Origin of the sequence: Klebsiella sp. MPUS7 (genome assembly GCF_009905335.1) — a bacterium.
Taxonomy (GTDB): Bacteria; Pseudomonadota; Gammaproteobacteria; order Enterobacterales; family Enterobacteriaceae; genus Klebsiella; species Klebsiella grimontii.
This window is the reverse complement of sequence record NZ_CP047604.1, coordinates 4,578,794-4,602,765: the sequence shown is the minus strand read 5'-3', so window position 1 is coordinate 4,602,765 and position 23,972 is coordinate 4,578,794. Positions and strand designations below refer to the sequence as shown.

The 23,972-nt window shown below is 52.9% G+C and carries 23 protein-coding genes and 1 tRNA gene; 15 read left to right on the top strand and 9 right to left on the bottom strand.

From position 1 onward, the window contains the following. Nucleotides 1-88: 88 nt before the first annotated feature. A complete protein-coding gene (locus GUC22_RS21500) occupies nt 89-646 on the bottom strand; it encodes a winged helix-turn-helix transcriptional regulator (protein ID WP_024359106.1) in 558 nt (185 codons plus the stop codon). A 1,017-nt stretch (nt 647-1,663) separates the two neighbouring features. After that, complete coding sequence (locus GUC22_RS21495) at nt 1,664-1,846, bottom strand: hypothetical protein (RefSeq protein WP_224375446.1); 183 nt, start codon at nt 1,844-1,846, stop codon at nt 1,664-1,666. 800 nt (nt 1,847-2,646) lie between these two features. Between GUC22_RS21495 and GUC22_RS21490 the strand changes: the two genes are divergently transcribed. From GUC22_RS21490 to GUC22_RS21475, 4 genes are all read left to right on the top strand, one after another. Continuing rightward, entirely contained in the window at nt 2,647-3,849 is a 1,203-nt protein-coding gene (locus tag GUC22_RS21490) for a tyrosine-type recombinase/integrase (RefSeq protein WP_160183762.1), read from the top strand. Nucleotides 3,850-3,994: 145 nt separating this feature from the next. Continuing rightward, nucleotides 3,995-5,029, top strand: a complete 1,035-nt coding sequence (locus GUC22_RS21485) for a hypothetical protein (protein ID WP_117115355.1) — start codon at nt 3,995-3,997, stop codon at nt 5,027-5,029. A gap of 371 nt (nt 5,030-5,400) precedes the next feature. Further along, a complete protein-coding gene (locus tag GUC22_RS21480; RefSeq protein ID WP_042947327.1) occupies nt 5,401-6,024 on the top strand; it encodes a recombinase family protein in 624 nt (207 codons plus the stop codon). 331 nt (nt 6,025-6,355) lie between these two features. Continuing rightward, entirely contained in the window at nt 6,356-6,718 is a 363-nt protein-coding gene (locus GUC22_RS21475; protein WP_012967828.1) for a protease inhibitor I42 family protein, read from the top strand. Between the two features lie 46 nt (nt 6,719-6,764). On the opposite strand, the gene GUC22_RS21470 is transcribed toward GUC22_RS21475, so the two are convergent. Beyond that, on the bottom strand, nt 6,765-7,082 hold the full coding sequence (locus GUC22_RS21470; RefSeq protein WP_012542749.1) for a hypothetical protein: 318 nt from the start codon (nt 7,080-7,082) through the stop codon (nt 6,765-6,767). 1,289 nt (nt 7,083-8,371) lie between these two features. Between GUC22_RS21470 and GUC22_RS21465 the strand changes: the two genes are divergently transcribed. From GUC22_RS21465 to GUC22_RS21455, 4 genes are read left to right on the top strand one after another with little or no spacing between them, the layout of a single operon-like run. Then, nucleotides 8,372-8,893 (top strand): hypothetical protein, encoded by a 522-nt coding sequence (locus GUC22_RS21465; protein ID WP_160183761.1) that lies wholly within the window; start codon nt 8,372-8,374, stop codon nt 8,891-8,893. After that, on the top strand, nt 8,886-9,224 hold the full coding sequence (locus GUC22_RS21460) for a hypothetical protein (protein ID WP_160183760.1): 339 nt from the start codon (nt 8,886-8,888) through the stop codon (nt 9,222-9,224). The genes GUC22_RS21465 and GUC22_RS21460 overlap by 8 nt, the downstream gene beginning before the upstream one ends. Next, complete coding sequence (locus GUC22_RS27325; protein WP_012967825.1) at nt 9,221-9,397, top strand: hypothetical protein; 177 nt, start codon at nt 9,221-9,223, stop codon at nt 9,395-9,397. Before GUC22_RS21460 ends, GUC22_RS27325 begins: the two co-directional genes overlap by 4 nt. After that, the gene (locus GUC22_RS21455; protein WP_023322120.1) at nt 9,394-9,597 is read left to right on the top strand and encodes a hypothetical protein; all 204 of its coding nucleotides are present in this window, start codon (nt 9,394-9,396) and stop codon (nt 9,595-9,597) included. The genes GUC22_RS27325 and GUC22_RS21455 overlap by 4 nt, the downstream gene beginning before the upstream one ends. Nucleotides 9,598-10,056: 459 nt before the next feature. Here GUC22_RS21455 and GUC22_RS21450 read toward each other — a convergent pair. From GUC22_RS21450 to proB, 3 genes are all read right to left on the bottom strand, one after another. Then, nucleotides 10,057-10,132, bottom strand: a tRNA-Thr gene (locus tag GUC22_RS21450). Nucleotides 10,133-10,244: 112 nt separating this feature from the next. Next, on the bottom strand, nt 10,245-11,498 hold the full coding sequence (proA, locus tag GUC22_RS21445) for a glutamate-5-semialdehyde dehydrogenase (protein ID WP_160183759.1): 1,254 nt from the start codon (nt 11,496-11,498) through the stop codon (nt 10,245-10,247). Between the two features lie 10 nt (nt 11,499-11,508). Then, complete coding sequence (gene proB, locus GUC22_RS21440; RefSeq protein WP_004099297.1) at nt 11,509-12,612, bottom strand: glutamate 5-kinase; 1,104 nt, start codon at nt 12,610-12,612, stop codon at nt 11,509-11,511. Nucleotides 12,613-12,902: 290 nt separating this feature from the next. Between proB and phoE the strand changes: the two genes are divergently transcribed. Next, nucleotides 12,903-13,955 (top strand): phosphoporin PhoE, encoded by a 1,053-nt coding sequence (gene phoE, locus GUC22_RS21435; RefSeq protein WP_004129421.1) that lies wholly within the window; start codon nt 12,903-12,905, stop codon nt 13,953-13,955. Between the two features lie 53 nt (nt 13,956-14,008). Here the strand turns inward: phoE and GUC22_RS21430 are convergent, their stop codons facing one another. Continuing rightward, a complete protein-coding gene (locus GUC22_RS21430) occupies nt 14,009-14,572 on the bottom strand; it encodes a C40 family peptidase (protein WP_004099299.1) in 564 nt (187 codons plus the stop codon). A 330-nt stretch (nt 14,573-14,902) separates the two neighbouring features. On the opposite strand from GUC22_RS21430, the gene GUC22_RS21425 reads away from it, so the two are divergent. Then, nucleotides 14,903-15,847 carry a LysR family transcriptional regulator gene (locus GUC22_RS21425; RefSeq protein WP_004132534.1) on the top strand — a complete coding sequence of 315 codons (945 nt, stop codon included), beginning with the start codon at nt 14,903-14,905 and terminating at the stop codon, nt 15,845-15,847. Here GUC22_RS21425 and GUC22_RS21420 read toward each other — a convergent pair. Next, nucleotides 15,844-16,911, bottom strand: coding sequence for an ABC transporter substrate-binding protein (locus GUC22_RS21420; protein WP_024359105.1), 1,068 nt, complete (start codon nt 16,909-16,911; stop codon nt 15,844-15,846). The genes GUC22_RS21425 and GUC22_RS21420 overlap by 4 nt on opposite strands. 222 nt (nt 16,912-17,133) lie before the next feature. Here GUC22_RS21420 and GUC22_RS21415 point away from each other — a divergent pair, with 222 nt between their 5' ends. The 3 genes from GUC22_RS21415 to GUC22_RS21405 are packed head-to-tail and all read left to right on the top strand — an operon-like array spanning nt 17,134 to nt 21,253. Beyond that, entirely contained in the window at nt 17,134-18,702 is a 1,569-nt protein-coding gene (locus GUC22_RS21415; RefSeq protein ID WP_160183758.1) for an ABC transporter permease, read from the top strand. After that, nucleotides 18,699-19,442, top strand: coding sequence for an ABC transporter ATP-binding protein (locus tag GUC22_RS21410; protein WP_160183757.1), 744 nt, complete (start codon nt 18,699-18,701; stop codon nt 19,440-19,442). Before GUC22_RS21415 ends, GUC22_RS21410 begins: the two co-directional genes overlap by 4 nt. A gap of 23 nt (nt 19,443-19,465) precedes the next feature. Then, the gene (locus GUC22_RS21405; RefSeq protein WP_004132528.1) at nt 19,466-21,253 is read left to right on the top strand and encodes an aryl-sulfate sulfotransferase; all 1,788 of its coding nucleotides are present in this window, start codon (nt 19,466-19,468) and stop codon (nt 21,251-21,253) included. Nucleotides 21,254-21,260: 7 nt separating this feature from the next. On the opposite strand, the gene GUC22_RS21400 is transcribed toward GUC22_RS21405, so the two are convergent. Then, nucleotides 21,261-22,058, bottom strand: a complete 798-nt coding sequence (locus GUC22_RS21400; RefSeq protein ID WP_154932273.1) for an AraC family transcriptional regulator — start codon at nt 22,056-22,058, stop codon at nt 21,261-21,263. A 100-nt stretch (nt 22,059-22,158) separates the two neighbouring features. On the opposite strand from GUC22_RS21400, the gene GUC22_RS21395 reads away from it, so the two are divergent. Then, nucleotides 22,159-22,968, top strand: a complete 810-nt coding sequence (locus GUC22_RS21395) for a sulfite exporter TauE/SafE family protein (protein ID WP_148854843.1) — start codon at nt 22,159-22,161, stop codon at nt 22,966-22,968. Between the two features lie 214 nt (nt 22,969-23,182). Next, nucleotides 23,183-23,845 carry an HAD family hydrolase gene (locus GUC22_RS21390; protein WP_004132522.1) on the top strand — a complete coding sequence of 221 codons (663 nt, stop codon included), beginning with the start codon at nt 23,183-23,185 and terminating at the stop codon, nt 23,843-23,845. The last annotated feature ends 127 nt before the right edge of the window (nt 23,846-23,972 follow it).

Below are 23,972 nucleotides of genomic sequence, written 5' to 3'. Positions count from 1 at the left end.
TCCTGTAATATTAGTGTTCCGGCGGTATTTCCATCAATAGAACCAGCAGCACGGCCATCAAAAAACGATCATGATGAAGGCTCTTTTTTTACTGGCCGGATTCGTCGCTGGCATCTCTATAAGACTCGGGTTGGAATTTTTGCCCACTATAACCTTCGCGTTTGCGCTGCAAATATTCGTGACGGTATTTCATCATCGGCGAGGCTGCGGGTCCCGGCACCATGGTGTATTTATCCGGGATAATCTCTTCACCGGTCGCTTTATCGACCAGGATCGGCTCAACGTGCCGCAGGGTTTCACTTTCCACCAATTGCATCTGACGGCCTTCGGGTGCGAAGTTGCGGTTACCCCATTCCGCCAACGCCAGCAGCACCATGCGAAAATCGCGACCGCTTTGCGTGAGGTGGTATTCGTAACGAGGCGGTGTGCTGCTGTAGCAAATCTTCTCCAGTAGTCCATCGTCTACCAGTGACTTCAGGCGGCGCGAAAGAATATTGGGCGCGACGTTACTGCTTTTCTGGAACTCGTCAAAGCGGGTAAAGCCCGCAAAGGCGTCGCGCAGGATCATTATGCTCCAACTGTCACCGATGCGGCCAAGACTACGGGCGATGGGGCAGGGAGCGTGAAAAAGCGGTTCATTTTTCATGGACAGACCTGAATGAATTGGTGGCTTTCAGAAGCAAATTGACATAGTAACTATCAAAATGCAAGTCACTTAAAAATGTTCTCTTAGCAGGTTCATGGCGCAGTAGTTAAGGTAGACCGCGATATACCAATACAGGGTGGCGATACGGCTTAGCGGAAAGCGGCGGTGTACCGGGCAAGTGCATTGAAAAGTACCGGATGAATATTGATTAAGTCGAGTTACTGCATTCCATATACAAATGCTGCATCGCGGCAGATAGGTGCAAGCCTGAGTAAACCGGTGGTGAGGGCTGAAACGGCAGCCCTGTGCCAGGAGCATCGATACAATGAATAGCGGGATGCAGCACAGTCACTATCGCTGTTAATAAAAACATGTTTTAAAAAACAGTATTGACCGCAAATCTCAAATAAGTAAATTAGTACTCAGCAGCACAATGAAAGTGGTTAGTAAGTTGCTAAATGAAAAGAAGTTCTGGGTTAAGCCATTTTGCTTTACAGGCCACGAAGTTTGTAGTTTGGGATGTAGTTCGCTTTCAGGCCTCGTAGTGATTGTGCTGATTCGCAAAATGGTAGTGTTAGCGCGACGATGTAAGGCCTTGTTTTTTTAGTTTATGCTGGCGGTTTCGTTTTTTGATGGCAACCGTATCAGTAAAGGGCAACGCATCAAAGAGTATATGTCGCGATGGGTGATGTGCTTGTTTAAGTAGCCACGCTTAGCTCTTGAAAGCGCAGGCAGTGTATAACGAGATATATAGAGGGAGGTTTTTTAGTATTAATGCCCAATATTATCTGTAGTGAACGGGTACATTTGAAAGCAGTATAAATAGCTGTATCATTTTATTAAGTCCATTAATGTTAAATCTGAAGTCTGTAGTACCTTAAAAGCCCTGGCTGCAATGGTCAGGGCTTTTAAGATTACTCATCTCTTTGAATTGTAAGTCTTCCCAACACATTCCTGACGAAATTAATTTTGCTTATCAACTCATATGAGCCAGCGGTTTGGCCTGCCCCCTTAAAGCTATACATCCCACGGATTTGTTTTCATTTTCTTCATTGCATACGCTTGACCATTCACGGTGAAGGTGAGTTTCTCAGTATCGATTACTCCCTCAACCTCTTTGTAGTCGAATGGGTATTTCACTTTATTATCGTTAATTTTGTACAAGCCGCCCGGAATGTTCGTGCCCTGTTCGACTTGCAAATAATCTCCTTTGATTGTCTAACGTCCTTCTACGTGGTATCCAATAGCGCTACCGTGCTCATTAAAGTAAATGCTCATGATGATTCCTTACTCTTTGAACTCAGTTTCTTGATCATCAAATTCTCCATTACGAGAGAGTTTGATTGAAAAGCGCTTGAATGTATTGAAAAAGTCTTCCAAAGTTATTTTTACATTTTCTCTTCTTAACTCGCCAGCTTGTTCCACTATAGGTCGTCAGAAGGATCACACCTTATCAGGGTACTGGTGTACCTTTCGGAGCGTGAGCGAAGCGCTGGCAGAGCCGGATCTGTAGCTACCGGGGCATTTACCACTATTCACCTGTTTAGGCGGCACAAGGCCGCACATCGGGCTTAAATGCGTGCGATCAATCTGTTTTGGGATGGTTTAAAGACGTTGGCAGCGTCATCAGCTTCGAGTTGATAGCGGTTCGTGTGGACTGTTCACGCTTTGTGCCTGTTCGAGCTTTACAGCTACAGGCCGCTACGTGCTAACATCCCTGAGTAGCCACTGTTAACCATAGCGGCAACTGTTGGTCATAGAATCCCTTAAAAGAAGATCGTAACTTGAGAGAGAAATACTCTTTAAGTTATTGTTTTTAATGGATTTTGTTGTGTGAGTGCCGATAATAGGAGTCGAACCTACGACCTTCGCAGACTCTAATGAATCATCTACAAAGCCTAGCTAACTGATTGATTAAACTTAGTTAATTAGACTTTTCACCAGCAACAAAAGGTATATATCAACCCTGAAACTGCCCCGACAAAATATCAGGGGTTTACATGACTTACAAGCGTGACAGATATCTGATTCTCGACCATTGCGGGGTTTACATGGTGCGAATCGTTATACCGTCCTACATGAAGCCTTACTTCAACGGTAAGCGCTACTACATGAAATCCACAGCCACCAAAGATATCAGGCAAGCAAGGCTTTTCAGGGATGCTGTAGCGGTAGAGTTCATCAAGCTAAGGGAACAGCTCAAGCCAAAACAAAACGGCTCAAAGGTTGAGCAGATAATCAATGAACTACGTGGTATCAGCAACTTTGCAAAGGAATCACCAGTGAATTACGGGGCTTATATCGAGCGCTGTCCTACACTGATACAAATACGTGACCTTTATTTGCTGCAATATAGCGATAAACGCAAACTAACAACGCTTTCAAAGATAACTAAAGCCGTTGAGTTAATTCTTTCTCACATTAAGCAACGTGATTCACAGCTTCAGGATATTAACCGAACGGTAGTAACCGGATGGCTTGACCAACTGAAAAAAGAGAAAGCTACTCAAACGCTACAAAACTATATAAGCGCACTGGCTCAACTATTCGATTTTGCAAAGAATCGCTACCACGATGCGCCTAAAGATAATCCTTTCAGAGGGCATAGGTTAGAGGCCAAAAGTTCACATGATAGCTATGAGCCTTTCCTTATTTCTGAGTTAAGCAAGGTCTTTGAGTTACTCAATGATGAGATGAAACAGGTAACCTTAATCGGCCTTTATTCAGGGATGAGATTGAATGAAATTTGTAGCCTCACCACTGATGATATTGTGACAGAGGAAAACGTAAGGTGTTTACGCATCTCAAAAGGCAAAACAAAGAATGCTGCCCGATTGGTTCCCATTCATCCTTCAATTAACGGACTTATTGACACGCTGATTCAAAACCATACGGATAAGTTTCTTTTCAGACATGCAGCGTTAACAGACAGGGCTGATGGTAAGCGCTCTACATGGCATACACAGCAATTCACCAGAGCAAAGAGAAAGGCTTTAGGCGAGAAGGAAACAGAGAGGAGGGTCTTTCACTCATTGCGTGGTATGTTCATCACTGAACTTGACCGTCTCAAAGTGCCTGAAGACCGGATAGCGCTTCTTGTAGGTCACGAGAGGGGGAGCACAGAGTCTTTCAAGACTTACAGTCAAGGGGCTTCACTTAAAGAGCTTGCTCAGTACGTGGAAAAGGTCAATTTTGACCTGTAACTTGACCTTCAGCCGTCTATCCTTGTATTGGCGGCTTGATGTCCCAGCCTCAAACGTTCACAGTCAATTTGACGAAAGAATTTTACGTTGCTTTTGCAGTGGAATATCATTTACCAAACATATAATCATATATGGAGACTGAACAATGGATGATGGTTTGAAGGAGTCGGTAACTCTGGCTCTCAAAGAGAGGCTATCCAACCCGTTATGGGGTTATATATTACTATCATGGATAGGGTTCAACTGGCAGAACATCGCAAAGTTGTTTATGAGCAAGAAAACAGTAGAAGAGCGAATAACCGACATTATATCTCAGGATTGGTTTTATGTTCATTTTCTTGTTGCACCTTTAATACTGGGCGTTTTTCTAGCTATTATATCACCCTATTTGAAACAATGGCTTTCCGCAGCCCATAAACGCGCAGATAAAAAACAACGAGAAGACCTGAAACAAAAAATTATAGATAAATATGATGATGATATTGCTATAGCCGAAAAGAAAGTTGAGGCAAATAAAGCCCAAGAGCTTGCTGAGGAAAAGGAGCATACAAAGGTCATTCAGGAGCAAGAAAAACAGAAAAGAGAAGTTCTCGACACCAAAACAATTGAAGAAAATCTCAAACAATTGGAAAAGAGAAAATACGAAATTGAATCCGCAATAAAAAAACTAGAAGAGCAGGGGGAAAATAGAAGGCATGAGATTGAATCCTCGATAAAAAATCTAGAAGAGCAGCGAGAGAGTGTACAGAAAGAGACTGACTTCTGGAGGAATAGAGTATTTGAGGTCATAAAATTAGTTAATGGCTTCAATAATGTTTCAGACAGCCGCTCACTGAACAGTATCAAAGACGAGCTTTCCAGCCTATTCAGTGATGAAGAGTTAGAGATTGCTGGCTATGTCGTAGAGTATCAGGAAGAGCGAAATAAAATCCTCATGGAAACCATATCAAATGCCTTATCCCTTATTAAGGACATCCGTCAGTCGTACAACCAAGAACTTGATTATGGCGTTACCACGAATATCAGCAGACACAAAGAAATGGATTTGCTTATCAATGAGCTTTCATCGACACTGAAAATTATCAACAAAAATGTTTATATGAATAACTCAAAGAAAAACAAGAATATAATTAACAATATCAAAAACAGGGCTGTAATTTCAGGGACAACAGCCGGATGATTAAGGTTGCCGTCAGACTAGACGGCCTTTCTTTTTCATTTCCAACTATTGCATAGTTATGCATTAAAAGCCCGAAATTACTGACCAATTTGAGTGATTATTCATTTACTTAACAGTGATTAACAGTTTTCTCACACCCCATGTTTTCTTCTTCGATGGCTTGCCAGCCCTGACCTCAAGCCATTTTTCTGTTCTTTGATGATTACAGTGAACTTACTGGTAATTTACACACTGTTTCCAGTCTGGTTTAGGTATACCTCAAGAGGCACCGATTTACTGAACCAGCTCACCCCAAAAATTATTTATTGAACCACTCAAACCAGACTGTTATAATTGAACCACTTTAAACAGACTCCCAAGGGTTCACTATTATGACTACACGTGTTTATGCTTACCTCAGAGCTTCGACGAAAGAGCAAGACGCCTCACGAGCTAAACAGCAGCTTGATGAATTCGCTCAATCCAACGGTATGACAATTGCCACGTACTTCACCGAGAATGAATCAGGTGCATCTCTTCAACGTCCTGAACTGTTCAGACTGCTTGAGATTGCACAGAAAGGCGATGTGATGCTTGTGGAACAAGTAGACCGTCTGTCTCGCCTTAGTGGTGAAGATTGGAACAAGTTGCGTTCACTCATCAACGAGAAAGGTGTGAAGGTTGTAGCGCTGGACTTGCCCACCAGCCACCAGTTGATTCAATCGGGTGATGAGTTCACTAACCGTATGCTGGAGGCTTTGAATGGTATGATGCTTGACATGCTGGCAGCTATTGCACGTAAGGATTACACCGACCGTAAGAGAAGACAAGCTCAGGGGATTGTTAAAGCCAAAGCTGAAGGCAAGTTCAAGGGGCGTCCAGAAGACACTCAGCGGAATGAGAAGATAGCCAAGCTGTTGCAGGCTGGTATGTCGTACAGTGACATCATGGACACGGTGAACTGTTCACGTGCGACTGTTGCAAAGGTGAGTAAGAGTCTCAAAGAATTAGCTTAATTTGGAGTCGCGCCCTGCATCTTAGCGGGGATTTCTTGTTGATTTCATTGTAGATATGTTGAGAAATTGCTTGTTAACCGCTACTTTCTCAGGTTCGCCTTCTAAGCAGGTATTCATCTACTCATCGTTTCTTCCCAGACCTTCACAGATATGTTCCATCATGTATGAATATTGGACTATCAAACGACCTTACCCAATTTGGGGAAAAATAAGATTAATGCCATTCGAGATGGATTCATAGTCTGCCATGATTCATTCATGCAGATGGAAAAACAGATATTGTTGTATCACTGGTTTTTTGGTCGATTTATATGTGAAAAGGAAGAGTAACATGAACAAAGTTAAAGCTGTTGTTTTCGGAGTTATGATGTCTGCTGCTATAACAGCCAATGCTGCAAATGAAACCACTACTGTAACAGGTGAAGTCGGTAAAGATGTCAAACTATCCCTTGAGTCCAATCCGACTACGGGTTACGGCTGGATGATTAAAGACCTTCCTGACGGATTGATTTTCGTTTCTGGAGGATATGAGCAGTCAAAAGACTGTCCGAAAGGTGCCGTAGGGTGCGGTGGTGAAGAAGTGCTTCACTTCATTGGTGAAAAGAAAGGGGAAAGCACACTAAAACTCATTTACGGTCAGTCATTTAACAAATCAAGCTGGCAGGAAAAAGAAGTTAAAGTTGTGATTAAGTAGTCTTGCCCTCCCTCTTTGTTTTCGCAGGGAGGGATGTTTCATCTACTCACAGCCTAATACCTTTGAAAAATACCGCTGCAATTGTATAGGCAGAGCTAAAAGGTTTGATGTCTGGATCCGGCTTATGCTTACCGTTATCCCTGTACCATTGTTTCTGGCATTCAACACAAGCCATGCAGCTTGAATAATGTTCACTGGCACCATGTCTCTTGCACATGTGAACAAAGAAACGCTGACCGCGTGCTCTGGCAATCTTTGCAGCAGCAGTTTTACGGGTGGTGAAGTCTTCTGTACCAGTCAGAAAGATGAATTGATTAGTTGGCTGAATAGCCTTATCAGGTAAATCGAAAGGTAGAACGCTCATAACACTGTTTGTCCATGTTCAAAAGTTAATCAACTCCACTAGCAGAAATCACCAGTGAAAGAAAAACCCTTGCTGTGTAAGCGTTATGTGCTGCTGTTTCAGGGTGTAGGCAGCGATTGGAACCGATAATAAGTGATAGCTGTAGGTTGGTCACATTTGGGGTGTGAATCCTTCACCGTTCATCGGTCTGTTATTTGATGATTTGCTAATCGGGTGGGCTTACTGGAATCTGTTACAAACTCAACTAAATGAGCCGTTACAGCAGAATTACCACATCGTTTCCGATGTTTCACATTCATCTCCTAATAGACTGATTATTCTATCAAAGATGATGGTTTGATGCAATTGCAATCTGAGCTGGTTTAGCACTCGCTGAGGGATTCTGATAGGCTATCTGAATAGATTACAAGGCGAAAGCAAGAAGCATGACAACGCGAAGCCATGCGAAAGTTGAAAGGATAATTTCCTTGATTGGTGATTCCACATCTTAACAGTAATCTTTAAAGGTATTGATTAAGTATCTTTGAAGAGATAATAAGATTTTAATGGCTTTTGGCGTAAGCCATTTTCTTATTGTAGTATTCAATTAGTGATAATCAGAAAACTTTAAAGGCAATCTGTAAAGGTCTTAATGCATTATATCAATCGTAAAAAATCCGTCAATAGCAAAAAGTGCTAAATATGTATTTCTGCAATCCCATCCCTCCCGCCAATAATAACCATTCATCAATTACTGCAATAACGAAATACCACTGGACAAAAACACAGTTTCGTATGATAATAATACAGTAATGCTCATTTATCAAAATCGGTCAACAGGGTCTTAGATAGATGAGAATAGCTGGACGGTCACTTTCTCAGGTTTTATCCTGGGGGTGGCCTTTCCTGTTTTAGGGGTATTAATATGAATGAAAAAAAGAAAGAAATACTTTACTGTCGTAGCTGAAAAGGCACATCGGTTCTACATGCAATATAAGGGTCTTTCCGAATTAACAGGAATTACATCCCCCACCGATTACACCCCGCCTCGCATGATGACTAAAACCAGACGGTATGAAATCATTAAGGCTATTTGTCAGAAAACTGAAACCCCTTGACATAATTTAACAACATGTTAACATTTATGTATTGGATTGATTTCCTAACAAATTAATGGCTTTCCTGTGGCATCCCTTCCTCGGGGACAGGTTAGCCAACCCCTTACACATTCCAGATGACACTACACGGGTTACGTAAAAGACGGCCTGTGTGGTGTATTTTTGTATCTGAATTTCACGAGAGCGTTAATAATGAATAGTCCTACACAGAAACGAATTGAAATCGAATCACATTTCATCCCCAAAATTAAAGCTGCACTGGAAAATATCGAAGATGCAAAGGATATTTACAACGCAGACAGACTGAACAAAGATACTCTTATTGCTGTCAAGACTAAGCAGCTAATGTCTCAGCCAGTCGAAGATTACGGGTTCCGAATCCGACAGGTTACACACCCAGCGATGGTACAGACTATTATTCAGAGCATGATGAATGAGGGTTATGTTGTGTATGAGATGGGCGCTGGATTTATCAAGTTTGTTCCCTTACAGCAATCACCAAAACATAACCCGCTTGCTGAGATTGAAAAGGCATGTAAGAAAGCCGCTGAGAAATTTGTTGATGCAGGAATCACTGAGAAAGCGAATAAGGTAAATAAGGCTATCCATGCTCACAACGTATTGGTGAAACAGGCTGAAGAAGCGTTATCGGGAATTAAATCGCTTGAATCCTATCTGTCTGTGATTGTCGCCGATGAGGTGGGTAATGACTAACAAAGTCACTGAAGCCGCTTACAAGGCTCAGATTGCCACTTTACAGGCTCAGTTAATGCAACGTCATACAGTGACTGCCATCGACGCTGTACAGCCTTTCTGTGAAGCTATAGGTATCAATCCCGCTGATTACGTTAAGGCCACCAGCGCTATGAGTAACCAGCATAAAGCGTTCTGTGACGGGATTATGAAAGCGGCTTCTTCAAAGGTCACCCGCTTGCAGCGTGATGCAACTGTACGAATCCTCGAAGCACAGACAAAACGAAACAAAGCCATAACAGCAGCCTCAGAAGCGGCTGAAGTTGCTCAGTCGATGGAGGGCTGTAAATGAATCAACTCTTCAATGAATATGGTCAGAAAGTAAGTTGTAATCTTCTGATGACGCTGCATCCATCGCTTATCACAAAGCTGGAAAAGCTTTCTGAACAGATTGGTCAAGGTGTGGTATCAGAAGACCAGCGTTTAACACTGGCAATCGGTGAGATGCTCAGGAGGCTTGAATGACGCTTTATCCGTGTAATCCTCTGAAGTCTCAAGGGGATGCAATTCCGTTAACTCAAAATCTCGCCCTGAATATTCCTGTCCCAATGCTACAGAAGCTGGACAGAGTAGGTTATGAACTTGCGGGACATTACAAATTGGGCGGATTATCAGAGCAGCGCGTGAGATTGCTGGCATTGGCTCACCTGATTGAATCGGCATGAGTGATTTAAAGACAATAGCAGCCATTTAGCGCCGTGATGGGACACCATAACAAGCGCCTTATGCGCATCTTTCAGTTAACCGTTCTCTTATCGAGTACCGTTCGTTTATGGCACGGTGAACACCACGAGAGAGCCAGCCCCTTTCCCGGACTGGTTAGGATTCCCATCATTTGCTCGTTTATCCGTGGCGTGTCATCACGACAGGCTGTTACGGGACACCGCGCTAAGTGTGGAACGGTTAAAAGTGTTGGGATTGATTAGAGACGCTGGCAACGTCATAGGCTTCGAGTTGAGCTTGTACCTGTTCGAGCTGTACAACTACAGGCCGTTACAGTTAACATTCCCAATTGCCATATCAACCATAACGGCAGTTATGAGGGATGATTTACCGATTCTTATAGATGAATAAAAGACAGATTTTTAAGTCTAACTTATTGATTTATAAGGATTTTTACGTGATGGTGCCGATAATAGGAGTCGAACCTACGACCTTCGCATTACGAATGCGCTGCTCTACCAACTGAGCTATATCGGCCCTGCAAGACGTGCTGACGAGCGTAAGCACGGGATAGAAGGTTAAAACTAAGTGAGTGATGCGTCAATGCCCTTGCGAATCAAACGGCTACTTTTGCATCACCCAATTAGCATTAAGCACGAATGGTATCGTCGCCGAAACCAATCCACTTATAGGTCGCCAGGGCTTCCAGGCCCATCGGGCCGCGCGCGTGCAGCTTCTGGGTGCTGACCGCCACTTCCGCGCCGAGGCCGAACTGGCCGCCGTCGGTAAAGCGGGTAGAGGCGTTGACGTACACCGCCGAGGAGTCCACCTCGTTGATAAAGCGGTTCGCGTTGCCCAGGGTGCGCGTCAGGATGGCGTCGGAATGCTGGGTGCCGTGCTCGCGAATATGCGCTACCGCTTCATCCTGGTCGGCCACCACCTTCACGTTCAGATCCAGCGACAGATACTCATTGTCATACTGCTCCGCTTTCACCGGCTCTACGCTGGCCGGGCCGTTTTGCAGCGCGGGCAGGGAGGCCGCATCGGCGTGCAGGCTGACGCCGCTTTCCGCCATCTGCTTGCTCAGCGCGGGCAGGAAGCGTTCGGCGATATCCTGATGCACCAGCAGCGTTTCGACCGAGTTACAGGCGCTCGGGCGCTGCACTTTGGCGTTAACGATAACCTTCAGCGCTTCGGCAACGTCGGCGGAGTGGTCAATATAGATATGGCAAACGCCGATACCGCCGGTGATCACCGGGATCGTCGACTGCTCGCGGCACAGCTTGTGCAAACCTGCGCCGCCGCGCGGGATCAGCATGTCGATATACTTATCCATCTTCAGCATCTCGCCGACCAGCGCGCGATCCGGACTCTCAATCGCCTGCACGGTGGCCGCCGGTAAGCCGCACTCCTGCAGCGCCTGCTGAATCACTTTCACCGTGGCGGCGTTGGTGCGCCAGGTCTCTTTGCCGCCGCGCAGAATCGCCGCGTTGCCGGTTTTCAGGCACAAAGAGGCGACGTCGACGGTCACGTTCGGACGGGCTTCGTAAATCACGCCCACTACGCCCAGCGGCACGCGGCGTCGCTCAATGCGCAGGCCGCTGTCGAGCAGGCCGCCGTCGATCACCTGACCGACCGGGTCAGCCAGGCTGCAGACCTGACGAACATCGTTAGCAATCCCGCTCAGGCGCGCCGGGTTGAGCGCCAGGCGATCGAGCAGCGCCTCGCTTAAACCGTTGGCGCGCGCTTCCGCCAGATCTTCAGCGTTCGCGCGCAGGATCGCGTCGGTCTGCGCTTCAAGATAGTCGGCAATCTTTTCCAGCACCTGGTTCTTTTCGCGGCTGGAAAGCTGCGCGAGTTTATACGAGGCCGCTTTGGCAGCAATGCCCATTTGTTCCAGCATTTTCAGCTCCTTAACGGATAATCATGTCGTCACGGTGGACGGCGACCGGGCCGTATTCATAGCCCAGAATGGCATCGATCTGCTGCGAGTGCTGCCCGGCGATGCGGCGCAGCGCATCGCTGTTATAGCGGCTGACGCCGTGGGCGATATCGCGGCCTTCAAGGCTGCGAATGCGGATCACTTCGCCGCGCGAGAAGTTGCCGGTGATGGTTTTAATCCCTTTCGGCAGCAGGGAGCTGCCGCGTTCGAGAATCGCCTGGGTCGCGCCGGCGTCCACGGTAATTTCGCCCGCCGGCGGCGCGCCGAAAATCCAGCGCTTACGGTTTTCCAACGGCGACTCCTGGGCGTGGAAGCGGGTGCCAACGGAAACCCCTTCCATCACGTCGCCAATCACGCCCGGACGGCTACCGGCGGCGATGATCGTGTCGATGCCCGCGCGGCAGGCGACGTCGGCGGCCTGCAGCTTGGTACCCATACCGCCGGTACCTAAACCCGATACGCTGTCGCCCGCGATCGCGCGCAGGGCGTCATCGATACCGTACACGTCTTTAATCAGCTCGGCCTGCGGGTTGTTGCGCGGGTCGGCGGTAAATAGGCCCTGCTGATCGGTCAGCAGCAGCAGTTTATCTGCGCCCGCGAGAATCGCCGCCAGCGCCGAAAGATTATCGTTATCACCGACTTTAATCTCGGCAGTCGCCACGGCGTCATTTTCATTAATCACCGGCACGATGTTGTTATCCAGCAGCGCGCGCAGGGTATCGCGGGCGTTAAGGAAACGCTCGCGGTCTTCCATATCGGCGCGGGTCAGCAGCATCTGGCCGACGTGAATGCCATAAATAGAAAACAGCTGTTCCCACAGCTGGATAAGACGGCTCTGGCCAACCGCCGCCAGCAGCTGTTTGGACGCGATGGTCGCGGGCAGTTCCGGGTAGCCGAGGTGCTCACGTCCGGCGGCGATCGCCCCGGAGGTCACTATCACAATTCGGTGGCCCATCGCGTGCAGCTGTGCGCACTGGCGCACTAATTCAACGATATGGGCGCGGTTCAGGCGGCGGGATCCGCCCGTTAAAACACTGGTGCCCAGTTTTACCACCAGCGTCTGGCTATCACTCATGATTCTCTGCCGTTCAAAAAGGAGTTTCGATATCGAGTTGATGTTGTAACAGGAGTCAGCCCGCTTGCCAACACCTGGCGTGGTGGACGAACCACTTCCTTGCGCGGATCGGGCATTCTGGCGGGGAAACGTGACACATTCATGACGGAAATAATTAAATCCCCTTTTTTATAAAAAGTTCCATGTTGTCATAAATTTTTAATATTAGAGCGTTAAAAAACCTGCAGTTTTTGACAGGGCTTCCGCCCGGAATTGATTAGCGCGTATAAATAAATTACCAGGACTAGATAATGAAAAAGAGCTCACTGGCATTAATGATGATGGGTCTTATTGCTTCTTCGGCTACCCAGGCGGCAGAAGTTTATAATAAAAACGGCAATAAACTGGATGTCTATGGCAAAGTCAAAGCGATGCACTATATGAGCGACTATGACAGCAAAGATGGCGACCAGACCTACGTTCGTTTCGGCATCAAAGGCGAAACGCAGATTAACGACGATCTGACCGGCTACGGCCGCTGGGAATCGGAGTTCTCCGGCAACAAAACCGAAAGCGACTCTTCGCAGAAAACGCGCCTGGCGTTCGCCGGGGTGAAAGTCAAAAACTACGGTTCATTTGACTACGGTCGTAACCTCGGCGCGCTGTACGACGTCGAAGCCTGGACCGATATGTTCCCGGAATTCGGCGGCGACTCTTCCGCGCAGACCGATAACTTTATGACCAAACGCGCCAGCGGCCTGGCAACCTACCGCAATACCGACTTCTTCGGCGTGGTGGATGGCCTGGATCTGACTCTGCAGTACCAGGGCAAAAACGAAGGCCGTGAAGCTAAAAAACAGAACGGCGACGGCTTTGGCACCGCGTTAAGCTATGACTTCGGCGGCAGCGATTTCGCCGTCAGCGCGGCCTACACCAGCTCCGACCGTACGAACGATCAGAACCTGCTGGCCCGCGGTACGGGTAAAAAAGCGGAAGCCTGGGCGACCGGCCTGAAATATGACGCCAACAATATCTACCTGGCGACCATGTACTCCGAAACCCGCAAAATGACGCCAATCAGCGGCGGTTTTGCCAATAAAGCGCAGAACTTTGAAGCCGTGGCGCAGTACCAGTTCGACTTCGGCCTGCGTCCGTCCCTGGGCTACGTGCTGTCAAAAGGCAAGGATATCGAGGGCGTGGGAAGCGAAGACCTGGTCAACTACATTGATGTTGGCGTGACCTATTACTTCAACAAAAACATGAACGCCTTTGTTGATTATAAAATCAACCAGCTGAAGAGCGATAATAAGCTCGGGATCAACGATGACGATATCGTCGCTGTCGGTATGACCTACCAGTTCTAAGTCTTCTCGACAATAAAGCCGCCGTGGTAACAGGGCGGCTTTATTATTTGTGATTAACGGTTTTTCGCCAGATGCAGATTATCGTTATTCATCGTTATCTGGGCGTTATATTCCTTCGGCAGACGGCGCGCCTGGTAGAATACCGATTGCCAGTACGGATTATCCAGCGAAGAGCGCATCACGCCCTGGCTGGTGGAGGCGTGAAGGAAATTACGGTCGGTATCATAGAAGCCGACGTGCATGCCGCCTTTAATACGGAAGAAAACTAAATCCCCCGGCCGCAGCTGGCGCGGGCTTACGCGCTCGCCCATGTGCAGCAGTTCGCGAGTGGTGATGCGCTCCATCGGCAAGTTGAAGCGATCTTTGAGCGTACGCCAGACAAACCCGGAGCAGTCGACGCCGCTTTGCTCCGTCCCGCCCCATTCGTAGGGCGTTCCCTCCCAGGTATGCATCTGATCGTGCAGCGCGGCGATCACCGGGATCAGATCGTCAGAACCTCCGTCAATGGTCGAGTGGCTACTCTGGGCGGCGGTTTTATGCGGTTTTGATGAGGATGAACATCCTGCCAAAAGCAAAAAAGGAACAAATAGTAGCGCGTGAGAGAGTCTGGGCTTCATATCATTGTTTTTCGTCACTGAAAACGGGCCGTGATATTTTATAGCCGATTCGCTACGGCCTCAGAATGACCAAACGCAAAATTTACGAAACCTTACGTAAATAATATAGGCCGGTTCGCGCAGTGATAATTAACGCTGATTATTTATGGCAAAAAACGAACCTGTCATGTTAATAATTTTTTTCTTCGTGAAACAATATTTCACAAATATCCGAATGCTGGACGCCTACTCGGCTTCCGTACTGGGTGAAAAATCCTCATCATCCCGGCATTGCGCCGCCTGGCTGCGCTCCAGTACTTTTGTAGCCTAAAAGAGAGAGTGGGGCGGCCAATGCATCTGGATTTTCGCCAACTGCGCAACTTTGTGGCGCTAGTTGAATACGGCAGTTTTAATCGCGCGGCGGAGGCGGTGTGCCTGTCGCAGTCGGCCTTCAGCCGCAGCATTCAGGCGCTGGAGCAGAGCGTCGGCCATCCTTTATTCGACCGCCAGAGTAAGCTACCGACGCTCACCCTGCACGGGCAAAAGCTGCTGCCCTACGCCCGCCGCTTTCAGGAGCTGAACGTGGAGCTCAGCAGCCAGCTGCGCGAAGCGGACGATGCGCAAAACGGCGAGGTCGCCTTTGGCTGCGGCCCGGCCCCTGCCGCGAGGCTGATTCCGGCCGCCGTCGGCGGGTTTCATCGCCTTTTACCGCAGGCGAGGGTGCGCTTTCAGATTGATAACTGGCTGGCGCTGCATCAGGCGCTGAACTCCCAGCTTTACCCTTTTGTGGTCGCCGACAGCTGGCAGGCCGAGCTCGACCCGCAGCTGCGCGTTCAGCCGCTCAGCCCGCAGCGCTGCTTTTTCGTCTGCCATGCCGACCATCCGCTGGCCAAACAGGGGCCGGTCTCTATCCAGGCGATGCTGCGCTACCCCTTTGCGGCACCTTATTTGCCGCCGGGCGTGCGCAAGGTGCTGGCGACACTCAGCCAGCAGCAGGACTTTACCCCGGCGATTCAGTGCGACCATATCTACGCGCTGCTTGCCACCCTCGCGCAGACCAACGCGATTAGCTTTGCCAGCGAGGACGGCTTCGCGCTGTGCCAGCACAGCCATCGGCTGGTTAAGCTGGAGCTCAGCGATCTGCCTGAGGAGTGGCGGCTGATGCAGACCCGGTTTGCCATTATCTCTCCGGTTCACGCGGCGCAGCCGCCGCTGGTGGAGAAGCTGATTGAGATTATCCTTCATACCGATCGTCAGCATCAGCTGCAGCTGCTGGCGCAGGAGGAGGGAGGTTAACCGGCGTCTTTCGCCAGGCCTTTGGCGTCGTACTGTGGCCAGCGGTTTTCCAGGCGCAGGGATTTCAGCGCCTGCTCGACAAACTGGCCGTCCACCCACTGGCTGACGTCAAAAGCGCTGCGGATCAGGCGTCCTGATTTCGCCTGATCGACGCTGCTGCTAAAGCTGTCGGTCAGGAACGGGTCGATACGCGGCGAGGTGGTAAAGTTCAGATCCTGCGGCTGCAGCTCTTCGAGAAACAGCGCCTGCGGGATCTGGCTCTGCTGCGCCATCTCGGCGGACCAGGCGTCGCGATTAGCCGGGTCGTTGATTTCCGCGGCGTTCTTCACCAGCACGTTAATAATCTGCTGGGTCGCCTGCGGCCAGGCGTCAATAAACGTCTGCGTGCCGAGGAATCCCGCCTGAGTCGTGTTCTGACGGCCGGAATCGCCGCTTTTGACGACCACATCAATCTTATCGCCGCGCAGCGCCAGCAGCGAAACGCCGCCCCACACCGCATCGACGCGACCGGCCGCCAGCGCCGCTTTGCCGGCATTCCAGTCAAGATTGATCACCTGCAGGCTGCGCTCATTGAGGCCAGCGCTTTGCAGCGCACGGTCAAAGGCCAGCTGGTCCGCCGTACCGCGATAAACCGCCACTCGTTTACCTTGCAGATCGGTCAGGGTTTTAATCCCCGAGGCTTTGGTCACCGCCAGATAAGATTCCGAACCGCGGCTGCCCAGCAGCAGGCGCGTCGGCAGGCCATTGGCCTTACCGATAATCGCCGCCAGATCGCCGAGATAGACAAAATCCAGCTGGCGGTTGGCTAACGCTTCATTGACCGCCGGACCGGCACCTTTGAAAAACTGCCACTGTACTTCCACGCCCTGCGGTTTAAACACCTCTTCCAGCTGATGGCGGATAAACGCCATGCCGACCGGCCCCTCAATAAAGGGTTTACTGCCCGCGCTCTGGTCCGGCACGCCGATGCGGATAGTGCGCAGCGCTTCGGCCTGGGCGCTTGCCGCCAGGCCAATGACCGCCACCAGCGCCAGCAAGGTGCGGCTAAAAAATGCTTTCATCATAACGTGTTGCTCCCTTGAGTTTTTTCTCACCCTAAAGAGCCCACGGGCCGCGTGTTAAATGCTTTTATTCGCCAAGCTTGGGTGAAAAAAAGCTAAATCAGACGCCGCGCGCCCGGCAGGCTGAAATGCATTCGATGCATCGGGATTATTCGCCTTACGCAATGGCGGCGAAGGGGAAGTCACGTTTTGATAGCGACATAACTTGCCGAAAAGTGGACCGATATGTCGCAGATGATCTTAAGAACCGATGCCCCAGCCAGGCCGGGCTTCAGGCTTAACGGCTGGCCGTGGCTGCTGCCGGCGTTACTGCTGCTGCTGTGGTACGTCGCCGCTCGCGAAGGATGGATGCCGGAGCAAATTTTGCCCGCGCCGTCGGTGGTTGCCGATACTGCGCTATCGCTGCTGAGCGGCGACCTGCTGGCGCAGTGGGGATTCAGCCTTCAGCATCTGGCGCTTGGCCTGCTGCTGGGGGCCACTGCCGGCACGCTGCTCGGCGCGCTGTTCGGCCTGGTCCCGGCCGCCGCGCAGCGCGTGGAGCCGCTGTTCTACGCCATGGCGCAAATCCCGACGCTCGGCTGGATCCCGCTGTTTATGGTGCTGTTCGGCATTGATAACGGCCTCAAGCTGGCGGTTATCGTCAAAACCACCGTGGTGCCGATGACCATTAATACGCAGCAGGCGGTGGCCGGCGTGCCGCTGACCCTGAGCGAAGCCGCAAGGGTGATGAACTTTTCCCGCTGGCAGCGGCTGCGCTGGCTGGTGATCCCGGCCAGCCTGCCGGGCTGGTTTACCGGCCTGCGTCTGGCGCTGTCCCAGGCCTGGGTATCGCTTATCGTTGTCGAACTGCTGGCTTCTTCGGAAGGCATTGGCTACCTGATGGTCTGGGGCCGTCAGCTGTTTCAGTTGGATATCGTCTTCGTCACCATTGCGGTGGTTGGCCTGAGCGGCATGCTGATGGAGTGGGCGGCGAACCGCGCCTGTGCCCGTCTGGTGTTCTGGCCGCAGCCAGCCGCCGGACGCCTGGCGTGGAAACCGCAGGCCAGCTGGCGGGCGCTGCAGCTGCCGCTGGTGCTGCTGGCGCTGTGGCAGTTGGCAAGCCAGTGGGGCTGGATCGATGGCGCGTTGTTCTCTTCGCCGCTGGCGGTGGCGACGCGCTTTATGCAGGGCGCCCTGAGCGGAGAGCTGACCGCGGCGATGCTGGCAAGCCTCGGGCGGGCCTTTGTCGGCGGCGTGCTGGGGATTGCGGGGGGCCTGCTCTGCGGACTGCTGCTGGCGCTGCGCCCGCGCGCCGGGCAAATCTTCACCCCTACGCTCAACGTGCTGCGCCATATCGCCCTGTTTGCCTGGCTGCCGCTGCTGACCGCATGGGTGGGCAACGATAACGGCGGCAAAATCGTTTTTATCGCGCTGGCGTCGTTCTTTCCGATGTTTTTTAGCACCCGGCAGGCCGTGCTCCAGCGCAACCCGCAGCTCGATGAGGTCGCCAGAGTGCTGCGGTTAGGTGAAGTAGCGCGCCTGCGCAGAGTCATTCTTCCCGGCGCGGCGCCGGGGATCTTCGCCGGTCTGCGGCTGGCGCTGATTTACGCCTGGCTTGGCAATATCGGCGCGGAATATTTCATGTCCTCCGGCGTTGGCATCGGCAGCCTGATGATCAATGCCCAGCAGCTGCTGGATATGCCCACCATTCTTTGCGGCATGGTGCTGGTCGGTATCACCGGCGCGGCGCTGGATAAAGCCGGACGTTTACTGGAAATGCGCGTCACCCGCTGGCGCCAACAGGAGCAGCTATGACCTCTTCGACTCTGGTCTCTTTTCGCCACGTGCGTAAATCCTGGCAACAGGTAACGGCGCTACAGAATTTCAGCCTGGATATCGCCGCCGGTGAACTGGTGGCGCTGGTGGGCAGCAGCGGCTGCGGTAAATCGACGCTGCTGCGGATGCTGGTGGGCCTGGAGTCAGCGACCCAGGGGGAGATTCGCATCAACGGCGAGCCGGTCACCGGCGTGGACAAAGAGCGCGGCATTGTGTTTCAGGAGCCGCGGCTGTTTCCGTGGCTTAACGTGCTCGACAACGTGATGCTCGGTCTGGCGGATGAAAAGCTCAGCCGGGCGGCGAAGCGCCAGCGGGCGCTGGAAATGCTGGAACGCGTGCAGCTCAGCGAATTCGCCAACGCGCTACCCGCGCAGCTCTCCGGCGGGATGGCCCAGCGGGTGGCCATTGCCCGCGGCCTGGTGGCCCGTCCGCAGATCCTGATGCTCGATGAGCCTTTCGGCGCGCTGGATGCCCTGACGCGTCACACCCTGCAGCAGGAACTTTTACAGATCCACCAGCGCGCGGGAACCACCACGCTGCTGGTGACGCACGATGTGGAAGAGGCCGTCGCTCTGGCCGACCGGGTCGTTGTGCTCTCGCCGCGTCCGGGGCGGATACGGGAAGTGGTGAGCCTGGCGCTGCCCCATCCGCGCCAGCGCGATGATGCTTCGTTTAGCGCCGCCTGCCGCCAGATTCGTAACCTGATTACCACTGCCTGATTCTTTTATTTAAGGAGCAATATATGGGACATCCTTCCGTCTATCCGACCGGCGCCACCCTCTACGATCCGCCGCGCGCCTGGAGCGGCTACACCCTTTTCCAGGCCACCGAACACGGCGCGGTGCTGGTGGATATGAACGGCCGCGTGGTGCGCGAATGGCCTGAACTGCACGGCTTTCCCAATAAAATCCTGCCCGGCGGCGCAATCCTTGGCCATAGCGGCGAGCGCGACCCGCGCTACGGCATGCAGGATATGCTCGATCTGATCCAGGTGGACTGGGAAGGCAACGTCACCTGGAAATTCGATCGCTATGAGCAGGTGAGCGATCCGGGCAATGAAACGCGCTGGATGGCGCGCGCGCATCATGACTATCAGCGTGCGGGCAACCCGGTGGGCTACTACGCGCCGGGGCTAGAGCCGCAGGTGGATGGCGGCAATACCCTGATCCTCGCCCACACCAATCTGGTCAATGAAGCGATCTCCGACAAGCTGCTGCTGGATGACACCATTATTGAAGTTGACTGGCAGGGCAACGTGGTGTGGGAGTGGCGCTGCAGCGACCATTTTCACGAACTAGGCTTTGACGATGCGGCGCGCACCGCTCTGTACAACAACCCGAACATGCGCGCCAGCGGCGGCGGAATGGGCGACTGGATGCATATCAACTCGATGTCGGCGCTGGGGCCGAATAAGTGGTATGACGCCGGCGATGAACGTTTTCATCCCGACAATATTATCTGGGACGCCCGTGAATCCAACGTTATCGCCATTATCGACAAACAGAGCGGCAAGATCGTCTGGCAACTGGGCCCGGACTACAGCAAGCCGGAGCTGAAGCACATCGGCTGGATCATCGGCCAGCACCATGCGCATATGATCCCGCAGGGGCTGCCGGGCGCGGGCAATATCCTGATTTTCGATAACGGCGGCTGGGCGGGATACGGCGCGCCGAATCCGGCGTCGACGGACGGGGTGAAAAACGCCTGGCGCGATTACTCCCGGATCCTGGAGATCAACCCGCTGACCCTCGATATCGAATGGCGCTACTCGCCCTATGAAGCGGATCTACCGCAGCCGACCGATTCGTACCGCTTTTACAGTCCGTACATCAGCAACATGCAGCGCCTGGAAAACGGCAATACCCTGATTAACGAAGGATCGAACGGGCGCATTTTTGAAGTGACCCGCGACCACGAAATTGTCTGGGAATATATTTCGCCGTTCTGGGGTAAGACGCTGAACAACAATATGGTCTATCGCGCCTACCGCATTCCCTACGGCTGGATCCCGCAGCTGGCGCAGCCGCAGGAGACGCCGATTGCGGCGGTCGATGTACGAACCCTGCGCCAGCCCGGCGCGGCGGCAGCGGGACCGGCGCAAAGCGTGGTCCGGGTGGCGGGCGTGCAGCCGTACAGTAAAAGCGCCGATGCGCTGTGCGTGGCAACCGATAACGATACCCTGCGCCGCAGTCCGAAGCTGTTCCGCGTCGCGGAAAGCGCGTTCACGCCGATCGGCGCGGCGAGCGAACTGGAGAGCGAACGGCCGGTGCTGCTGTTCGTTGGCGCTGAACGCTGCGTGCACTGCCGCAAGCTCTGGCAGCTGCTGGCGCAGGGAAAACTCAGCTCGCGAATTGCTCAACTGGATACGCGCTATCTGGATGCCGACCGGCATCAGGCGCTGGCGAGCGACCTCGGCGTGCGCGGCCTGCCGACGCTGCTGCTGATTAAACCGGGGCAGCTAGCATTGCGCGCGCCTGCGCAGCTCTCGGTGGACACGCTGTTTGACTGGCTGAATCGCGCAGCCGGATAATCCGCGACTACGGCGGACTGGCGTGTGCCGGTCCGCCGTTTATCTGACGGATAAACGCCATCGGCGAATAGCCCATCGCTTTGCGGAACATCGCGGTAAAGGCGGCCGGATACTCATAGCCCAGACTTAGCGCGACTTCGGTAACCGAACTCCCTTCACGCAGCGCCGTCATGGCGTACATCAGGCATGCCTGCTGGCGCCAGTCGCAAAACGCCATCCCGGTCTCGCGGCGAAATAGCCGATTAAACGTGCGTACGCTTTTACTCAGCTTTTGCGCCCACTGCTGCGGCGTACTGCGGATGCTCGGCTGGCGCTGAAAATCGGCGCATAGCGCGGCGAGGCGGCTATTCTGCGGAAGCGGCGTAAACATCGGCAGCGGCGCGGCGGCGCGCAGTTCATGAAGCAGCAGCGTAATCAGGGCGGCATCGCGCCCGCTCTCTTCATATAGCAGCGGTAGCCGACAGGCGGCCAGCAGCAGCTGATGGATCAGCGGGGAGACCTGTAAGACCTCGCAGCGCTCGCTTTCCCGCGGGGCGTCCCGCGCGTCAATATACAGGCTGTGGGTGCTGACGCCGGGCATCCAGACGCGATGCGGTTTCGTCGCCGGGATCCAGACTCCGCTGAACGGCGGCACCAGCCACTGGCCGTCATCGGTTTCGACCTTCATTAATCCGTGCATGGCGTACAGAAACTGCGCCCGGCGGTGGCTGTGGCGCTCCAGCAGCGTATTGGGCGGATAGTCGCTACCCAGCGCCAGTACTGAGCGAGGAAGATGGTCGACGTCATTAATCGCAACGTTGCGCATAAGTGTAGCCCTGGCTGAAATTCGTAATAGATTGGCTTTAAAGCGTAAGCCGGCCATAGCCTTATTCTATATCGTTACCTCCTTTTGTGGAGGCGTTCCAATGAGCGACTGGCTTTTTCTGTGCGGCATACTTTCCGGCATCACGACCTGGCTCTTTGGCTTCGGCGGCGGTTTCGTTACCGTCCCGCTGCTCTATTTACTGGCAACCGGCGGGTGGGGGGCGCAAAGCGCCGTCGGGCAGCAGGCGATGCAGATCGCCGTCGCCACCTCGGCGCTGGTTATGTTCTGTTCAGCGCTGCTGGCGACCTGGCGGCACGCGCGTACCGGCACCCTGAGCTGGCGCCGCTTATGGGCTATGCTCACCGGTATTGCCGTTGGCGGTATCGCCGGCGCGCTGCTGGCGCTTCAGGTGAGCGGCGAGTGGATCCGCTGGCTGTTCGTTATCTACCTGCTGGCGACCATTATCGATTGCTACCTTCGCGCCGGATTTATGACGCCGCCGTCCAGCCGGGTGGTGCCGACGGCGCCCCATGAGCTGACGGTAGGGGGCGTCATTGGCCTGATCGCCTCTTTTCTCGGCGTCGGAGGAAGCGTGATGACGGTTCCTCTGATGCGCCGTCGCGGCGTGCTGATGTCTGAAGCCGCGGCGATGGCCAACCTCCTGACGCTGCCGCTGGCGGCAACGGCGACGCTCACCTGGCTGGTAATGGCGTGGCTGTCGCCGGTGGCGCTGCCGGCTGGGTTTGTCGGCAATATCTGGCTGTCGGCGGCGGCGCAGCTGGTGGCGGGAAGCTGGCTGGGATTAAAAATCGCCTCCCGCTGGCTGGCGCGTTTACCGGATCGCTGGCATGTGCGAATTTATCCGCTATTGCTGATTGCCGTCCTGCTGGTGATGAGCGTGTGGGGGTGAAAAGGGAAGCTGCTTCCCGGAGGCGGTGCTGCGCACCTGTCCGGGCTACCGTTCGGCAAATGGCGGTAGAGCTATAGTCCGGATAAGCGCAGCGCGACCCGGGAAAAAGCCTTACTGATGCGTGAATCTCGGACGTTTTGTCCGGGTCATTCTGCTGTCATTTTTCTTGCGCATGCTCTCGCGAGGCGCCGTGGCCGATAAGGGAAAATAAACGATGGGTAAAACGCTGACCATTTTCGATCTGGATAATACGTTAATTAAGGGAGACAGCAGTACGCTGTGGAGCCGCTTTATGGTGCGCGAGGGCTGGGTAAACGATCCCGATTACCTGGCGCGGGAAGCGCGGCTGATGGAGGACTACGACCGCGGCGAAATGAATATCGCCGATTACGTGGCCCTGATCCAGGCGCCGCTGATTGGCGTGGCAAAGCGGGATGTGGACGCGCTGCTGGCGCGCTGCGTACGCGAAGAGGTTATGCCGCGTGTGTATCCGCAGGCGTGGGATTTGATTCGGACTTTACAGGCGAAAGGCGAGCAGATGCTGGTGATCTCGGCGTCGGTCAGCCTGCTGGTACAGGCAGTTGCGGCGGAGCTGGGCATCGAGCAGGCGCTGGGCATTGACGTCGTGATGGCCGACGGCGGCTATAGCGGCGTGATTGCCGGTACGCCGAGCTATCAGCAGGGGAAAGTCGTGCGCCTTGAGCTGTGGCTGGCGGCCCATCCCGACTATTCGGGTGAGATAACCTTCTACACCGATTCGATTAACGATCTGCCGCTGTGCCTGCGCGCCGATCGCGTACGGCTGGTCAATCCCTGCCCGCAGCTGGCGGCGGCGAACGCGCAGCACCGGTGGCCGGTGCTGGCGTGGCGGCTGTGATTTTCCCCCGGGTGGCGGCGTAAATGCCTTACCCGGGCTACTTTTTCGTGCAGTTTGGGTAGCCTGGACAGGCGCAATGCGCCGCCTCCGGGAATGTCGCGATATCAGGCCCCCCGGGGAAGCGCAG

Bases quoted from the DNA above. Each gene is read 5' to 3' on its own strand.
- GUC22_RS21390 (WP_004132522.1), top strand. From the start codon at position 23,183: ATGGGTAAAACGCTGACCATTTTCGATCTGGATAATACGTTAATTAAG.
- GUC22_RS21470 (WP_012542749.1), bottom strand. From the start codon at position 7,082: ATGAGCGTTCTACCTTTCGATTTACCTGATAAGGCTATTCAGCCAACT.
- GUC22_RS21425 (WP_004132534.1), top strand. From the start codon at position 14,903: ATGCATCTGGATTTTCGCCAACTGCGCAACTTTGTGGCGCTAGTTGAA.
- proB (WP_004099297.1), bottom strand. From the start codon at position 12,612: ATGAGTGATAGCCAGACGCTGGTGGTAAAACTGGGCACCAGTGTTTTA.
- GUC22_RS21460 (WP_160183760.1), top strand. From the start codon at position 8,886: ATGACTAACAAAGTCACTGAAGCCGCTTACAAGGCTCAGATTGCCACT.
- GUC22_RS21455 (WP_023322120.1), top strand. From the start codon at position 9,394: ATGACGCTTTATCCGTGTAATCCTCTGAAGTCTCAAGGGGATGCAATT.
- GUC22_RS21420 (WP_024359105.1), bottom strand. From the start codon at position 16,911: ATGATGAAAGCATTTTTTAGCCGCACCTTGCTGGCGCTGGTGGCGGTC.
- phoE (WP_004129421.1), top strand. From the start codon at position 12,903: ATGAAAAAGAGCTCACTGGCATTAATGATGATGGGTCTTATTGCTTCT.
- GUC22_RS21500 (WP_024359106.1), bottom strand. From the start codon at position 646: ATGAAAAATGAACCGCTTTTTCACGCTCCCTGCCCCATCGCCCGTAGT.
- GUC22_RS21485 (WP_117115355.1), top strand. From the start codon at position 3,995: ATGGATGATGGTTTGAAGGAGTCGGTAACTCTGGCTCTCAAAGAGAGG.
- GUC22_RS27325 (WP_012967825.1), top strand. From the start codon at position 9,221: ATGAATCAACTCTTCAATGAATATGGTCAGAAAGTAAGTTGTAATCTT.
- GUC22_RS21410 (WP_160183757.1), top strand. From the start codon at position 18,699: ATGACCTCTTCGACTCTGGTCTCTTTTCGCCACGTGCGTAAATCCTGG.
- GUC22_RS21430 (WP_004099299.1), bottom strand. From the start codon at position 14,572: ATGAAGCCCAGACTCTCTCACGCGCTACTATTTGTTCCTTTTTTGCTT.
- GUC22_RS21395 (WP_148854843.1), top strand. From the start codon at position 22,159: ATGAGCGACTGGCTTTTTCTGTGCGGCATACTTTCCGGCATCACGACC.
- GUC22_RS21490 (WP_160183762.1), top strand. From the start codon at position 2,647: ATGACTTACAAGCGTGACAGATATCTGATTCTCGACCATTGCGGGGTT.
- GUC22_RS21405 (WP_004132528.1), top strand. From the start codon at position 19,466: ATGGGACATCCTTCCGTCTATCCGACCGGCGCCACCCTCTACGATCCG.
- GUC22_RS21475 (WP_012967828.1), top strand. From the start codon at position 6,356: ATGAACAAAGTTAAAGCTGTTGTTTTCGGAGTTATGATGTCTGCTGCT.
- proA (WP_160183759.1), bottom strand. From the start codon at position 11,498: ATGCTGGAACAAATGGGCATTGCTGCCAAAGCGGCCTCGTATAAACTC.
- GUC22_RS21465 (WP_160183761.1), top strand. From the start codon at position 8,372: ATGAATAGTCCTACACAGAAACGAATTGAAATCGAATCACATTTCATC.
- GUC22_RS21400 (WP_154932273.1), bottom strand. From the start codon at position 22,058: ATGCGCAACGTTGCGATTAATGACGTCGACCATCTTCCTCGCTCAGTA.
- GUC22_RS21415 (WP_160183758.1), top strand. From the start codon at position 17,134: ATGTCGCAGATGATCTTAAGAACCGATGCCCCAGCCAGGCCGGGCTTC.
- GUC22_RS21480 (WP_042947327.1), top strand. From the start codon at position 5,401: ATGACTACACGTGTTTATGCTTACCTCAGAGCTTCGACGAAAGAGCAA.